A 14,990-nucleotide genomic window follows, 5' to 3' on the forward strand; every position below is an offset into this window, starting at 1 on the left:
CTGGATCGGCGGCGTGCCTTGCCCTGCATCCACCGCCAATCCTCTGTGGGAGTTGAGCTTGCTCGCGACAGCGGTGGGTCAGGCTGCATTGAAGTTGAATGCGCCGCTGCCATCGCGAGCAAGCTCGGCTCCCGTACCACCACAGACTTGGATGGCGTTGCGTATGAGGTTAGGCTTGGCCCAATAGGCATTTTGCACGTCAACAGGATACAGGCCGGTGATCAAGCCGTTTACCCTGATACATCGTCGTTTCAGCTCCATCCGTTGGCGTACTCGAGTGACGTTGTGGACCGCCGCCACGGCTGCTGGCTTGCTCGTCGTGATGTTTGCCAGGCTGGCAGATCTGGCCTTGTCGCAATTCGCGCAGCAAACGGCTGAACGGCCTTGGCTGCCATTCATTTACACCCCTCTGATCGGTATGTTCGTGGTCTGGTTGACCACCCGTTTTTTCAAGGGCTCCCAAGGCAGCGGCATACCCCAGGTGATCGCCGCAACGAAACTGGCCAGACACGGGAAAAGCGTCGACAAGCTGGTTTCACTGCGAATTGCCTTTGGCAAGATCGGCCTGGGCGCGCTTGCACTGACAGGCGGTTTCTCCGCTGGGCGTGAAGGACCATCGGTACAGGTTGCCGCCTCGATCATGCATTTCTTCCACCGCTTTCTGCCCAATGCCCGGATCATTCGCGTAGAGGACCTGATACTGGCCGGTGGCGCCGCCGGTATTGCTGCGGCGTTCAATACTCCTCTGGCGGGTATTGCCTTTGCGGTTGAAGAGCTTGGCCGCAAGCTGGAAACCCGTACCAGCGGCGTATTGCTCAGCACCATTATTCTTTCAGGGATGGTCGCGATCGCCTTACAGGGAAACTACAACTATTTCGGCCATTTCGATGTTAAGGAGGTCGGCCGCGATATGCTTGTCCCGATACTGGCGGCGGGCATCGGCTGCGGCCTGCTGGGTGGGTTATTCAGCCGGATGCTGTTGTGGCCTCAGCGTCATCATCGGTTCGTGCTCTGGGAGTGGCGTCGTGCGCATCCGGTATGGTTCGCCGGGATCTGTGGCGTCATTGTGGCGATACTGGGCTGGCTCAGCGCAGGAACGTCGTTTGGAAGTGGCTACGGGATTACCTCCCAGGTCATCAACCAAGACGTCGGCCTGCCCTGGCATGCACCGATTACCCGTTTCCTCGCGACGATCGTCACCTACTTTTCCGGTATTCCGGGTGGCATCTTCGCGCCCTCCCTGGCGATCGGAGCCGCCGTTGGATCAAACGCTGCCGAACTGTTTGGTCTTGCCCTGCAACCCATTATTGCGTTGTGCATGGTTGGCTTTCTCGCCGCCGTCACACAGTCGCCAATCACCTCCGCAATCATCGTGATGGAGATGATCGATAGCCATGAGTTGGTCATCAGCCTCATGGCAGTGGCGTTGATCGCCAAAGCGGTGAGTTCAAGGATGGGGCCTGAGTTGTATCAGCAATTGTCGAAAGATTTTCTACACGGGTCGAAAAACGAAACAGCCGTGCCAAAACACGGCACGGCGTAAGCCCGAGCCCGAGCCCCGGCCGACCGGTAAATCCGGGGGTATGGAAAGGCTGACTCAATCTGTGAATTCATGCCAACGCCTGGATTCTCAATCCCGATAAAGAATCTGTGGGGAGCGCGTTTGTCGCTTCAATATCAAAGTCGCTCAAGGGATGATTTGTAGGCCAGGACAATGTAAGCCAGTTGAAACTCGATGGCATATTTCAAACTCCGTTTCATTCGCTCTTTTTCAACATTCGCCTGAGGATTCTTATTATCCCTAACGCCTAGTTTGGCTTGCCTCGCCGCCAGGGCGAGCTCTTGCAGCCGCTCAGCAACCATGTCAGTTGCCGCCTGAAAAGCTTCAATGCCTTGGCGGAACGATTCATCGGTAACGCTATCGACTTCGATGTCCGCTTTCTCCCTGATTTCCCTGAATTCAGCAGGTGTTACTAACGCATCGCTCTCCATTCGAGTGATCAACTTTTTTAACTCTTCATCTGTGGACGCCAATTGCAAGCTCATGGAATGACTCCTCAAAAAAGACACGGGGCCCCGTCGCCCATCTCTAATCTATTAGCCAAAAGCCAAGGCATCTACTGTCAGAAATTACAGGTGTATACGATTCATTTATGTGTTTTGGATGAATTGAAGCTGTCGCAGATTATCTTTCGCAGGCCTCGAAGCCCGACAGAGCAAGCCTATGCGGTCCATCCGGGCGTAGCTGCATATTTGAAATCAAGACAACGCGGCGCCCAAGCCCGCCGTGATTGCGGCGCTTCAAGGTGCAGCGCGTTCGACGCCGATCACAAATCCGCACACCAGACAAAATCCCGTTAGTCGCCACCCCCCGCCATGCATTAAAGTAATGCCCCCAGCCCCGGCGTTATCCGAACGCCTGGGGCCACCCTTTCCAGGAACAGTCACCGATGGAACATCGTGAAGCGCTGCTGGCGCTGCGAACCTTTCTTTCAACGCAGATTCTCGGCCAGGAAAAACTCATCGAGCGCCTGCTCATCGCCCTGCTCGCCGACGGCCACATGCTGGTCGAAGGCGCGCCGGGGCTGGCCAAGACCAAGGCCATCAAGGAGCTGGCCGAAGGCGTCGAAGCGCAATTCCATCGTATCCAGTTCACCCCAGACCTGCTGCCCGCCGACATCACCGGCACGGAAATCTATCGCCCGGAAACCGGCAGCTTCGTGTTCCAGCAAGGGCCGATTTTTCATAACCTGGTACTGGCCGACGAAATCAACCGCGCCCCAGCCAAGGTCCAGTCGGCCTTGCTCGAGGCCATGGCCGAGCGCCAGGTCAGCGTCGGGCGCAGCACCTATGAACTGTCGCCGCTGTTCCTGGTGATGGCCACGCAGAACCCGATCGAGCAGGAAGGCACCTACCCACTGCCCGAAGCCCAGCTCGACCGCTTCCTGATGCACGTCAAGATCGGCTTTCCCGATGCCACGGTGGAGCGTCGCATCCTCCAGCAGGCCCGGGGTGAAGCGCTGAACGGCGAGACCAAGCCCGAGCGCCGCGTGAGCCAGCAGGCGATCTTCTCCGCACGCAAGGAAATCCTCGGGTTGTACATGGCCGACGCCGTGGAGGAATACCTGGTGCAACTGATCATGGCTACCCGCAACCCGGCCAAGTTCGATCCGGAAATGGCCGAATGGATCGCCTACGGCGCCAGCCCGCGGGGCTCCATTGCCCTGGACCGCTGTGCCCGTGCCCATGCCTGGCTGGCCGGACGCGACTTTGTCAGCCCGGAAGATATCCAGGCCGTGCTGTTCGACGTGCTGCGCCATCGCATCATCCTGTCGTTCGAAGCCGAGGCCGCCGGCATCGACCAGGACCGGGTCGTGCAGCGAATTCTCGACGTCGTCGCTGTCGCTTGAGCATGACTGATGAATAACCCACTGGCGCCCGCACCGGGCATCCGCGTCAGCCTTTCGGAGCTGATCGAGATGCGCCATCGTGTACGCGAGGTGCAGTTGTTCTCGACGCCAGGCCAGCGCAGCCCGCTGATCGGCCTGCATCACTCCAAGCTGCGCGGACGCGGGGTGGATTTCGACCAGGTGCGGGTCTATCAGGCCGGCGACGACGTGCGCACCATTGACTGGCGCGTCACCGCCCGGACCCAGGAGCCCCACACCAAACTGTTCCACGAAGAACGCGAGCGGCCGATCTTCATCATGATCGAGCAAAGCCACCGCCTGTTCTTCGGCTCGGGGCTGATGTTCAAGTCGGTGCTCGCCGCCCAGGCCGCCAGCCTGATCGGCTGGGCCGCGCTGGGGCACAACGACCGGGTCGGCGGCCTGGTGTTCGGCAATAACACCCATTACGAGGTCAAGCCGCGGCGCAGCAAACAGAGCCTGTTGCAATTGCTCAACCGGCTGGTGCGAGTCAATCAGTCGCTGCACACCGAAGGCGAGCCGGACCGCGACTCGTTCGGCATCGCCCTGCGCAGGGCCCGGGAAGTGCTACGGCCCGGCAGCCTGGTGATCGTGATTTGCGACGAGCGTGCGTTGTCCGATAGCGCCGAGCAGCAGCTGAGCCTGTTGTCGCGCCATTGCGACCTGTTGCTGCTGCCGCTGTCGGACCCACTGGATCACGCCCTGCCCGCCGCCGGCCTGCTGCGCTTCGCCCAGCGTGCTTCACAGTTGGAGCTCGACACCCTGAACTTCGAACTGCGCCAGGCCTATCGCGCCCAGGCCGAGGCGCGTCAGGAGCGCTGGGAAATACTGGCGCAGAAGCTGCGGATCCTGATGATGCCCTTGAGCACCCAGGGCGACATGGTCGAGCAACTGCGCGAATACCTGAACCCCAAGCGGGCCGGGAAAAGTCGATGAGCAACCTGGATCAATTGCAGCCGCTGATGGCGCCGCCCCCTATTGGTTTCTGGCCTCCTGCGCCAGGCTGGTGGTTGCTGCTGGTGTTGATCCCCCTGCTGGGCCTGGGCCTGTGGCAGTTGCGCCGGTTCATTCCCGCCAAGCGCACCGGCTCCCGTGCCGAACAGCCCCTGGACCCGGTGCGACTGGCCGCGCTGGCCGAGCTCGCCCTGCTGCCCAAACCCTACGATGGGGCGCCGGCCGGGGCCTGGCTGCAACAACTCAACGGGCTGCTCAAGCGCCTGTGTCGCAACCATTACCCCTATAGCCAGAGCCATACCCTCAATGGGCGCAAATGGCTGGCTTTCCTGGACAACCGCTGTCCGGCAGCCGGCCTGACCCGCTGGATGGTGCTGGTGGAAGGCGCCTACAAACCCGAATGCAAGCTCGATGACAAAGCCATCGCCGGCCTGACCCAGGCGGTCGAAATCTGGATTCGCAAACATGTTTGAGTTCGCCTGGCCGTGGATATTGGCCCTGTTGCCGCTGCCTTGGCTGATGCGCCTGGTGCTGCCGGCGGCCGACAGCGGCGAGCCTGCGCTCAAGGTCAGTTTCCTCGCTGACCTGGAAGGCCTGGTGGGGCGGCGAGCCCGGGCCAATCTGCCGACCTGGCGGCAACAGGCGCCCTTCATCCTGCTCTGGCTGCTATTGCTGATCGCCGCGGCCCGACCACAGTGGTTGGGCGAGCCATTGCCCATTGCCGCCAGCGGTCGCGACCTGCTGGTGGCGGTGGATGTCTCGGGCTCCATGGATTTTCCCGACATGCACTGGAAGGACGAAGAGGTCAGTCGCCTTGCGCTGGTCCAGCATATGCTCGGGGATTTTCTCGAAGGCCGCGAAGGTGACCGGGTCGGCCTGATCCTGTTCGGTAGCCAGGCCTATCTGCAGGCACCGCTGACCTTCGACCGCCGCACCGTGCGCCATTGGCTCGATGAGGCGCGTATCGGCATCGCCGGCAAAAATACCGCCATCGGCGACGCCATCGGCCTGGCCCTCAAGCGCCTGCGCCAGCGGCCGGCCCAGAGCCGTGTGTTGATCCTGGTCACCGACGGCGCCAACAACGGCGGCGAAATCGACCCCCTCACCGCCGCGCGACTGGCTGCCGACGAAGGCGTGAAAATTTACCCGATCGGCATCGGTGCCGACCCGGAACAAAGCGGCACCACGGGTTTGCTCGGCGTCAACCCGAGCCTGGACCTGGACGAACCGACACTCAAGGACATCGCCCAAGTCACCGGTGGCCAGTATTTTCGTGCCCAGGATGGCGAGCAATTACTGGCGATCAAGACCACCCTCGACCAGCTCGAGCCAGTGACCCAGCAACCGACCCAGGCTCGTCCTGCCCTGGCGCTGTATCACTGGCCCCTGGCCGTTGCGCTGCTGTTGAGCATGTTACTGGTGGCCCGGGCGCGCTGGCCGGACAATCCGCTGCAACGCCTGCTCAACCAAGCGCTGTTCCAGCCAGCCCAACACACCGAGTGGCGCCAGCGGCTCAAGCGCCTGCGCTTGCGGAGGCGTCGATGATCGCCCTCTGGCCACACTGGCTACGCCCCTGGTTCGTGTTGCTGCTGCCTCTGCTGGGCTGGTTGCTCTGGCAACTGTGGCACCGGCAAAAACGCGTGGGCCGCTGGCAGATGATCCTGCCGCCCGCCTTTCATGCTGTGCTGCTCAGTGGCGGCAGTGGCCGGGAAAGCCGGTTGCCGTGGATTGCACTGGGCCTGGGTTGGCTGTTGATGGTGCTGGCGTTGCTCGGGCCGAGCTGGGCGCGGGTCGAACAGACCAGCCAGAGACCCGCCGACCCGCTGGTGGTGGTGTTGGAGCTGACCCCGGAAATGCTCGCCACCGACGTCCCGCCCACGCGCCTGGAACAGGCCCGGCGCAAGGTCCTGGACCTGTTGCAGAACCGCAGCGACGCCCAGACCGCGATCATCGTCTATGCCGGCAGCGCCCATACGCTGGTGCCGCTGTCCGACGACTTGTCCACCAGCACCAACCTGCTCGAAGCCCTCGCACCGTCGATCATGCCGCAAAGCGGCCATCGTGCCGACCTGGCGGTCCGCAAGGCCTTGGCCCTGCTGGACCAGGGCGAACTGGGCCATGGCCGGATCCTGCTGATCGGTTCGTCGCTGAACGAGCAGGAACGCCAGGGCATTCGCCAGGCCCTGGACGGTTCCGCCACGCAGTGGCTGATGCTGGGCATCGGTACCCGCGAAGGCGCACCGGTGCCCCAGGAAGATGGCAGTTACCTCAAGGATGCCCAGGGTGCGATCCTGGTGCCACGCCTGGACAGCCCGGGCCTCAAGGCCTTCGCCAACGAGTTGGACGGTCGCTACCGGCCGGCGCGGCTGGACGACAGCGACCTGCGCGGCCTGGGCCTGCTGGCAGGTCCTAGCCATCTGCGCAGCGACGGACAAACGCTGCGCCTGGACACTTGGGCCGACCAGGGCTATTGGCTGCTCTTGCCGCTGTTGCTGCTGGCCGCCTGTGCCGGGCGCCGAGGCTGGCTGTTCTGCCTGCCGCTGTTGTTCATGTTGCCGCAAACCAGCCACGCCTTCGAATTCCAGGACCTGTGGTTGCGCGCCGACCAACAGGGCCAGCATTTGCTCAAGCAAAAGCGTCCCGCCGAAGCCGCCGCCCACTTCGAGGACAGCCAGTGGCAAGGCGTCGCCTTGTACGAGGCCGGCCAATACAGCGAAGCCGCCCGACGCTTCGCCGAAGGCAACGATGCCCGCGCGCACTACAATCGTGGCAACGCCCTGGCCAGGAGCGGCGAACTGGAAGCCGCACTGGACGCCTATGAGCAGGCCCTGGAGTTGCAACCCGACCTGCGCCCCGCCCAGACCAACAAGGCCCTGGTGGAAAGCTTGTTGGAAGAACCGGCCCCCGTACCGGAAGAACCCAAGCCTGCCGACAGCGAGGAGTCGGGCCCCGCCGAGCAATCGCCGGATGCCGCCTCACCCTCCCGGTCTTCCGACCCAGGGCAGCCCTCCCGCGAGGCAAGCGCAACATCGGACGAATCCGCGCCTGCGCGCACGGCACAGCCGCCCACCGCCCAGGATGTCCCGGGCAGCGAACTGCCCGATGAGCAGACCACCACCCCGCCACTGCGTCCTGCCGCAGGTCAGCGTAATGAAGAAGAACAGCGTCAGGCACTGGAACAATGGCTGCGCCAGATCCCGGATAATCCAGGGGAGTTGCTCAGGCGTAAATTCTGGTACGAACAGCAAAGCCATCAGGCCCAGGAAAAAACCCAATGACCCGCTTCACCGCCTACCTCCTCGTGTTGCTGCTCTGGGCCTCTGGAACCCAGGCTGCACAGCTGACGGCCAGTGTGGACCGCAGCCGCCTGAACTCCGGGGAAACGGTGGAACTGACCCTGGAATCCAACGACGCCACATTGTTCGGCAAACCTGACCTGGGCCCGCTTCAGGCTTTGTTCGATGTGCGCGGCACCCGCCAGGTCAACCAGTTGACGACCCTCGACGGTGAGAACCGCGCCACCACCCGCTGGATCGTGACCCTGCTGCCGCGCCAAAGCGGCACCGTGATCATTCCGCAGCTGCAATTGGGCGAAGTGACCAGCCAGCCGATCACCCTGCAAGTGATCGAAAGCGAAACCCGCAACGCCTCGGGCCCCCTGGCACCGGTGTTCATCGAGGCCAGCCTCGACCAGACCCAGGTATATGTTCAGGCCCAGGCGATCTTGACCCTGCGCATCTACCATTCGGTGTCGCTGTACGACGACAGCAGTCTCACGCCGCTGCACATTCCCGACGCCCGCACCGAGCAACTGGGCGAATCGCGCACCTATGAAAAAGTCATCAACGATGTGCGCCATGGCGTGATTGAACTGCGTTACGGCATCTACCCGCAACGCAGCGGCGAACTGACGATTCCGGCCCAGACATTCAGTGCCACCCTGGTCGAGCCGGTGGCCCAGGACGCCGTACCTTCGGGTCCCAAGCCCGGCCAGTTGATGCGGGTAAGCTCCCCGCAACTGCTGCTGCACGTCAACCCCAAACCGGCCAGTTACCCGGCCGATGTGCCCTGGCTGCCCGCACGCAGCCTGTCCTTGAGTGAAAGCTGGAGCCCGGAACCAACCCATAGCCAGGTGGGCGACTCCCTGACCCGCAGCCTGACCCTGGAAGCCGAAGGCCTGGCCAGCGCCCAGTTGCCGCCCCTGCCGGCCACTGAGATCAATGGCCTGCGGCGCTATCCGGACCAACCGGTACTCAGCAGCCGCAACAGTGAGCGCGGGCTGGTGGGCAGCCGCGAAGACCGCGAGGCCCTGGTGCCCAACCGCAGCGGCACCATCGAGCTGCCCCCGGTGGAAGTGATCTGGTGGAACACCCTGGAAGACCACCTGGACCGCACCAGCCTCCCGGCGCGGACCCTGCAAGTGGCGAACAATCCAAGCCTGATGGTGGACACGCCGGCCGGTACGACGCAGATCGTGACAACGATCGACAGCGAGGCCCTGTGGTACTGGCAACTGAGCACCTTCCTCCTCGCCTGCACGACGCTGCTGGGCTTTGGCTTGTGGTGGCGCGCCCGCTGGCAGCCAGCGATCCTGCGCTCGACCCAGACCGGACCGAGCCCGCGTACCCTGCTGGATGACCTCAAACGCACCTGCCTGGCCAACGACCCCCACGCCACCCGACAGGCCCTTGACGCCTGGGCCCGCCAGCAGCCGGAAACCCTGGCCGACATGGCGGCGCGCTTCGTGCCGCTGTCAGACGCCCTGGACGGTCTCAACGGCGCGCTCTACAGCGAGACCGGCCAGCACTGGCAAGGCGAGGATCTGTGGCGGGCCATCCGTGCCATTCCGCCCACCGAAGGGGCGCTGGACTCGGCGAGTGATTCGGGTTTGCCGCCGCTTTACCCCAAATAATCCCGCTCTGTTTCGCAGCCTTTGTGGCGGGGGCAAGCCTTGCTCCCACATAAATTTCCTTGCCACAGGATTAGTCTTCGATAGATCCAGCGAAGTTGAACAAGTCCTCAGCCCTGTTTCCCAGTAAACTCTCCTTCTTTTAGCCGCCCTCCTTTTCACCGCGGCCATCATCTGTTTTCTGGAGTTTGCCTTGCGTCTGTTTCACACCTCCGACTGGCACCTGGGGCAAAACCTTCACGGCCAGGAACGTGATTTCGAACACGCCTGTTTCCTCGACTGGCTGCTGCGTCAACTGACCCACGAAAAACCCGACGTGCTGCTGATCGCCGGCGACATCTTCGACACCGTCAACCCGCCGGTCAAAGCCCAGGAACGGCTGTACGATTTCATCGTCAGCGCCCATGAACAAAACGCCAACCTGACCATCGTGATGATCGCCGGTAATCACGACTCCGGCTCGCGTATCGAATTGCCTGCGCCGCTGATGCGACGCCTGCGCACCCATGCATTGGGTCGAGTGTTGTGGCTCGACGATGGGCAACTGGACGTCGAGCGCCTGTTGTTGCCGTTGCCCGATGCCAAGGGCAAGGTCAAGGCGTGGTGCCTGGCCCTGCCGTTCCTGCGCCCTGCCGAAGTCACCGGTGCGCAACTGGGCGACGACTACTTGCGGGGCATCGGCCAGGTGCATGAATGGCTGATCGCCGCGGCCACCAGCAAGCGCAAGAAAGGCCAGGCGCTGATTGCCATCAGCCATGCGCACATGGCCGGCGGGTCGGTGTCCGAGGATTCCGAGCGCAGCCTGATCATCGGCAACGCCGAGGCCCTGCCCGCCAGCCTGTTCGGCCCGAGCATCAGCTACGTCGCCCTCGGCCATTTGCACAAGCCGCAGAAGGTCAACGGCGAAGAACGTATCCGCTACAGCGGCTCGCCGATCCCGCTGTCATTTTCGGAGATCGGCTATCAGCATCAAATTCTCGACATCACCCTGGACGGCGAAACCCTGGTCAAGGTCGAGCCACGCCTGATTCCCCGGGCCGTCAACCTGCAACGCCTGGGCCCGCTGCCCCTGGCCGATCTCCTGGTGCAACTCAAGGACTTGCCCGACATCGACCTGCTGGCCGATGTCCAGCGTCAACCCTGGCTGGAAGTGCGGGTGCGCCTCGACGAACCGCAACCCGACCTGCGTCACCAGGTGGAGACTGCACTGCAAGGCAAGGCTGTACGCCTGGTGCGGATCGCCGCCGAGTACGCCGGCAACGGCGGCGCCGGCAGTGCCGACGATGGCAGCGCGCTGGTGGAGTTGGATCAACTCAGCCCGCAGGAGTTGTTCAGCCGCGCCTGGCAGGACACCTACGGCAACGAAGTGGACGAACAGACCCTCAAGGACTTTGCCGTGCTGTTGCAAGACGTGCAGATGGAGAGCGAGCAGCCATGAAGATCCTCGCGATCCGTCTCAAGAACCTGGCGTCCCTGGCCGGGCCTTTCGAAATCGATTTCACCGTCGAACCCTTGGCCAGCGCCGGCCTGTTCGCCATTACCGGCCCCACGGGCGCCGGCAAAAGCACGCTGCTCGACGCCTTGTGCCTGGCCTTGTTCGGCGCTGTGCCACGCCTCAATAACACCGGCCGCGACGCCAAGGTGCCGGACGTCGATGGCGAGATTGCCACAGGCGATCCGCGCACCCTGTTGCGCCGTGGCACGGGCGATGGCTTTGCCGAAGTGGATTTTCGCGGCATCGACGGACGTCGCTACCGGGCCCGCTGGGAAGCCAATCGCGCCCGGGAAAAAGCCGGCGGCAAGTTGCAAGCCAGCCGCCAGAGCCTGCGGGACCTGGACAACGATCAACTGCTGGCGAGCCAGAAAGGCGAATACAAGACCCAGCTCGAAGCGGCCCTGGGCCTGAACTTCGAACAGTTCACCCGTGCCGTGCTGCTGGCCCAGAGCGAGTTCAGCGCGTTCCTCAAGGCCGATGACAACGATCGAAGCGAACTGCTGGAAAAACTCACCGACACCGCCCTGTATACCCGCCTCGGTCGCCGCGCCTTCGACAAGGCCAAGCAAGCCAAGGACAGCCACCGGCAGTTGCAGGACCAGGCCACCGGCGTCACACCGCTGGCCCCCGAAGCCCGGGCAGAGCTGGACCAGCGCTTCAACGACGCCCAGCAACAACTCAAGGCCCAACAGGCACAACTCAAGCAACTGGAGCAGCAACACACCTGGCTGCGCGACTTGGGCCAGTTGCAGGAAGAACACGCCAGCGCCGCCGAACAGCTGCAACAGGCCCAGGCCGATTGGAACGCCCTGGCCGACGAGCGCCTGAAACTCGTCCGCCTGGAACAACTGGCGCCCCAGCGCCATCAGTTCATCCGCCAGGCCGAACTGGGCCGACAGCTCGACCCCTTGATCGTGCAGATCCAGCAGCTCACCCAGCAGCAGATCGACCTCCATGAACAGCAGGTCGAACTGGAAAAAGGCCTGGGCGCCGCGCAACTGGCACTGGCCGCAGCCCGGCAACACAGCAGCGACAGTGCGCCGTTGCTGCGCCAGGCTTTTGAAGAGCAAAGCACCCTGGCCCGCCTCGCCAGGGACGCCAGCCAGGGCGCCGAGCGCCAGGAACAGGCGCAACAGGCCTGCACCGAAGGCCAGCGCACCATCGACACCTTGCTCGAACAGCAAAGGCGAGTGGCCGAGCGCTTGCAGCGCATCGCTGGCGCGCTTGAACAAAGCACACACCTGGCCCCGCTGAGCGATGCCTGGAACGCCTACCGCGATCGCCTGCAACAACTGATGCTGATCGGCAATCGCCTGAACCAAGGCAATGCCGAACTCGCCACACTGGAACAAGGCGCCGCCCGCGCCGCCGAGGAACTGGCCGCTCGCCAGCAAGACCTCGAAGTGCTCTACAAGGAAGCCGGCGCGGAGCCGGAAGCAGTAGCCGAACAGATCCAGTTGCTCGGCACCCTGCTGCAAGACAACCGCAAACAATTGCGTGCCTTCGAAGAGCTGACCCGACTGTGGGCCAGTCAGCAAGAGCTGGACAAACGTGGCGCCGAGCTTGAACAACGCCAACAACAGGCGTTGCAGGAACGTGACCGATTGGTGCGTGAAGGCGGCGAAGCCAAGGCCGAACTGACCATTGCCGAACAGACCCTGACCGTCACCCGCGAGCTGCTCGAGCGTCAGCGCCTGGCTCGTAGCGAAAGCGTCGAGCAACTGCGCGCACAGCTACAGGACGAGCAGCCCTGCCCGGTGTGTGGCAGCGTCGAGCATCCTTATCATCAGCCCGAAGCCTTGCTGGAAAATCTCGGGCGTTTTGATGAAACCGAAGAAGCCAACGCCCGCAAGGCCGTGGACCTGCTCAATGAAAAAGTCATCGACCTGCGAGCGCAATACAGCGGGGTCATCGCCCAGCTCAAGGAACTCAAGCAGCAGCAGGAACAGCTCGCCAGCCAGCAACAGGGCCTCGCCCCCAGCCTCGAAGCCCACCCGTTGTCGGCACAACTGCTGGCCCAGGATGCGAACAAACGCGACGCCTGGCTGACCCAGCAGAACAGCCAACTGAGCCTGCGCATCAGCCAGGACGAACAACGGCAGACCGCCCTTTTGACCTTGCAGCAGGACGCTGCGCGCATGGCCCAGCGGCTGCGTGAAGCCGAGGCGGCCAGCCAACAGGCCTCACAGCACCTGAGCAACCAGCAGCAGGAACTGGCCCGCGACCGTCAGCGCCTGGACGAGGAACTGAGCCACTTCAGCACCCTGCTGCCCGCCGACACCTTGCAGGCCTTGCGCAGCGAGCCCGCCGCAACCTTCTTGCAGCTCGACCAGCAGATCGCCCAGCGCCTGGAGCAACTGCAACAGCAGCGCGACGAGCAGGACGAACAGCTCCAGCGCCAGCAGACCCTGGAGAAAGAGCAGGACCGCCAGCAGACCCGCCTCCAGCAACTGGAAGCGGCCCGCCTGCAATTCAGCGCCCTGAACGAGCAACAACAGGCCTGCCAGGAGAAACTCACGCAACTGCTCGGCGAGCACACCAGCGCCGAACACTGGCAGCAACAACTCGACCAGCGCCTGGAACAGACGCGGGATGCCGAGGCGACGGCCAATCAGCAGTTGCAGCAACTGCGCAACGACTTGGTACAACTGGGTGCCGAACTCAAGGCCCGCCAGGAACAGGCCCAAGCCCTGGACCACGAACACCAGACGCTGGCCACCGGTATCGCGCAATGGCGCACCACTCATCCTGAATTGGACGATGCCGCCCTCGACACCCTGCTCGACCTGGACGAACAACACGTCGGCCAGTTGCGCCAGCGCTTGCTCAACAGCGAAAAAGCCATCGAACAGGCCCGCGTCCTGCTCACCGAGCGCGAACAGCGCCTGCAAAACCACCAGGCCCAGCACAACGGCAACCTGGCGCCCGAACAACTCGCCCAAGCCCTCACCGAACTGCAAGCTCAATTCGCCGCCAGCGAACAACACTGCGCCGAACTGCGCGCCCAACAAGCCGACGACCAGCGCCGGCAGAACGCCAACCAGGCCCTGGTCCAACAGATCGAACAGGCCTACACCGAATACCAGCGCTGGGCACGCCTCGACTCCCTGATCGGCTCGGCCACCGGCGACCGCTTCCGCAAGCTGGCCCAGGCCTACAACCTCGACTTGCTGGTGCATCACGCCAATGCCCAACTGCGGCAACTGGTGCGCCGCTACCGGCTCAAGCGCGGCGGCAGCATGCTCGGGCTGCTGGTGATGGACACGGAAATGGGCGATGAACTGCGCTCGGTGCATTCATTGTCCGGCGGCGAAACCTTCCTGGTCTCCCTCGCCTTGGCCTTGGGCCTGGCCTCGATGGCGTCCAGCACACTGAAGATCGAATCGCTGTTCATCGACGAAGGCTTCGGCAGCCTCGACCCCGAGTCGCTGCAACTGGCGATGGACGCCCTCGACGGACTGCAGGCCCAGGGCCGCAAGGTCGCGGTGATTTCCCACGTGCAGGAAATGCACGAGCGGATCCCGGTGCAGATCCAGGTGCGGCGCCAGGGCAACGGCTTGAGCACAGTGGAGGTGAAATGAGCCACGCCACGCTCTATTCCTTCCGCCGCTGCCCCTATGCGATGCGGGCGCGCATGGCCTTGCGCTACAGCGCGGTCGAGATGGAGATTGTCGAAGTCAGCCTGAAGGCCAAGCCAGCCGAGATGCTCGCACTCTCCAGCAAAGGCACGGTGCCGGTGCTGCAGGTCGATGGCCGGGTGATCGATGAAAGCCTGGAGATCATGCGCTGGGCCTTGGCCCAGCACGATCCGCAAGACTGGAGGCTACGGGACGACCCCGAAGGCCAGGCGCTGACGGCGGCGTTGATCGAGGAAAACGATCAGGTGTTCAAGCTGCACTTGAATCGCTACAAATACCCCGAACGCTATCCCGAGTACCCAAAGGAACATTACCGTAGCGAGGGTGAAAGCTTTCTGCGCAGGCTGGAGGCCTTGCTTGAAACCCGGCCGTTCCTGGCGGCGCATCACCCGAGCCTGGCCGACGTGGCAGTGATGCCCTTCATACGGCAGTTCGCCCACGTCGACCGCGACTGGTTTGCCCAGGCGCCCTACCCTCGGCTACAGGACTGGCTGCATAGGTTTCTGGAGTCCGAGCTGTTCGTGGCGATCATGGCCAAGTAACCATTAGTGTGAAGAGGGAATTTA

11 protein-coding genes are annotated in these 14,990 nt (G+C 63.2%); 10 read left to right on the plus strand and 1 reads right to left on the minus strand.

Going from position 1 to position 14,990, the window contains the following annotated elements:
* Window positions 1–217: 217 nt before the first annotated feature.
* Entirely contained in the window at window positions 218–1,543 is a 1,326-nt protein-coding gene (locus tag GFU70_RS15855; protein ID WP_116642040.1) for a chloride channel protein, read from the plus strand.
* A gap of 134 nt (window positions 1,544–1,677) precedes the next feature.
* On the opposite strand, the gene GFU70_RS15860 is transcribed toward GFU70_RS15855, so the two are convergent.
* Complete coding sequence (locus tag GFU70_RS15860; protein ID WP_058543646.1) at window positions 1,678–2,046, minus strand: hypothetical protein; 369 nt, start codon at window positions 2,044–2,046, stop codon at window positions 1,678–1,680.
* Between the two features lie 404 nt (window positions 2,047–2,450).
* Here GFU70_RS15860 and GFU70_RS15865 point away from each other — a divergent pair, with 404 nt between their 5' ends.
* The 9 genes from GFU70_RS15865 (at window position 2,451) to GFU70_RS15905 (ending at window position 14,966) form a co-directional block, all read left to right on the plus strand.
* Entirely contained in the window at window positions 2,451–3,410 is a 960-nt protein-coding gene (locus GFU70_RS15865) for an AAA family ATPase (RefSeq protein ID WP_058543645.1), read from the plus strand.
* Window positions 3,411–3,419: 9 nt separating this feature from the next.
* Window positions 3,420–4,364 (plus strand): DUF58 domain-containing protein, encoded by a 945-nt coding sequence (locus GFU70_RS15870; protein ID WP_058543644.1) that lies wholly within the window; start codon window positions 3,420–3,422, stop codon window positions 4,362–4,364.
* Complete coding sequence (locus GFU70_RS15875) at window positions 4,361–4,855, plus strand: DUF4381 domain-containing protein (RefSeq protein WP_058543643.1); 495 nt, start codon at window positions 4,361–4,363, stop codon at window positions 4,853–4,855. The genes GFU70_RS15870 and GFU70_RS15875 overlap by 4 nt, the downstream gene beginning before the upstream one ends.
* On the plus strand, window positions 4,848–5,927 hold the full coding sequence (locus GFU70_RS15880) for a vWA domain-containing protein (RefSeq protein ID WP_064106914.1): 1,080 nt from the start codon (window positions 4,848–4,850) through the stop codon (window positions 5,925–5,927). Before GFU70_RS15875 ends, GFU70_RS15880 begins: the two co-directional genes overlap by 8 nt.
* Window positions 5,924–7,660, plus strand: coding sequence for a tetratricopeptide repeat protein (locus tag GFU70_RS15885; RefSeq protein ID WP_153388397.1), 1,737 nt, complete (start codon window positions 5,924–5,926; stop codon window positions 7,658–7,660). The genes GFU70_RS15880 and GFU70_RS15885 overlap by 4 nt, the downstream gene beginning before the upstream one ends.
* The gene (locus GFU70_RS15890; RefSeq protein ID WP_153388398.1) at window positions 7,657–9,294 is read left to right on the plus strand and encodes a BatD family protein; all 1,638 of its coding nucleotides are present in this window, start codon (window positions 7,657–7,659) and stop codon (window positions 9,292–9,294) included. The genes GFU70_RS15885 and GFU70_RS15890 overlap by 4 nt, the downstream gene beginning before the upstream one ends.
* A gap of 190 nt (window positions 9,295–9,484) precedes the next feature.
* Window positions 9,485–10,729 carry an exonuclease SbcCD subunit D C-terminal domain-containing protein gene (locus GFU70_RS15895; RefSeq protein WP_153388399.1) on the plus strand — a complete coding sequence of 415 codons (1,245 nt, stop codon included), beginning with the start codon at window positions 9,485–9,487 and terminating at the stop codon, window positions 10,727–10,729.
* A complete protein-coding gene (locus tag GFU70_RS15900; RefSeq protein ID WP_153388400.1) occupies window positions 10,726–14,367 on the plus strand; it encodes an AAA family ATPase in 3,642 nt (1,213 codons plus the stop codon). The genes GFU70_RS15895 and GFU70_RS15900 overlap by 4 nt, the downstream gene beginning before the upstream one ends.
* Window positions 14,364–14,966, plus strand: coding sequence for a glutathione S-transferase (locus GFU70_RS15905; RefSeq protein WP_153388401.1), 603 nt, complete (start codon window positions 14,364–14,366; stop codon window positions 14,964–14,966). The genes GFU70_RS15900 and GFU70_RS15905 overlap by 4 nt, the downstream gene beginning before the upstream one ends.
* The last annotated feature ends 24 nt before the right edge of the window (window positions 14,967–14,990 follow it).

Source organism: Pseudomonas brassicacearum (assembly GCF_009601685.2).
In the GTDB taxonomy this organism is placed as follows: domain Bacteria; phylum Pseudomonadota; class Gammaproteobacteria; order Pseudomonadales; family Pseudomonadaceae; genus Aquipseudomonas; species Aquipseudomonas kilonensis_B.

Bases quoted from the DNA above. Each gene is read 5' to 3' on its own strand.
- GFU70_RS15860 (WP_058543646.1), bottom strand. From the start codon at position 2,046: ATGAGCTTGCAATTGGCGTCCACAGATGAAGAGTTAAAAAAGTTGATC.
- GFU70_RS15890 (WP_153388398.1), top strand. From the start codon at position 7,657: ATGACCCGCTTCACCGCCTACCTCCTCGTGTTGCTGCTCTGGGCCTCT.
- GFU70_RS15880 (WP_064106914.1), top strand. From the start codon at position 4,848: ATGTTTGAGTTCGCCTGGCCGTGGATATTGGCCCTGTTGCCGCTGCCT.
- GFU70_RS15885 (WP_153388397.1), top strand. From the start codon at position 5,924: ATGATCGCCCTCTGGCCACACTGGCTACGCCCCTGGTTCGTGTTGCTG.
- GFU70_RS15900 (WP_153388400.1), top strand. From the start codon at position 10,726: ATGAAGATCCTCGCGATCCGTCTCAAGAACCTGGCGTCCCTGGCCGGG.
- GFU70_RS15870 (WP_058543644.1), top strand. From the start codon at position 3,420: ATGAATAACCCACTGGCGCCCGCACCGGGCATCCGCGTCAGCCTTTCG.
- GFU70_RS15905 (WP_153388401.1), top strand. From the start codon at position 14,364: ATGAGCCACGCCACGCTCTATTCCTTCCGCCGCTGCCCCTATGCGATG.
- GFU70_RS15875 (WP_058543643.1), top strand. From the start codon at position 4,361: ATGAGCAACCTGGATCAATTGCAGCCGCTGATGGCGCCGCCCCCTATT.
- GFU70_RS15865 (WP_058543645.1), top strand. From the start codon at position 2,451: ATGGAACATCGTGAAGCGCTGCTGGCGCTGCGAACCTTTCTTTCAACG.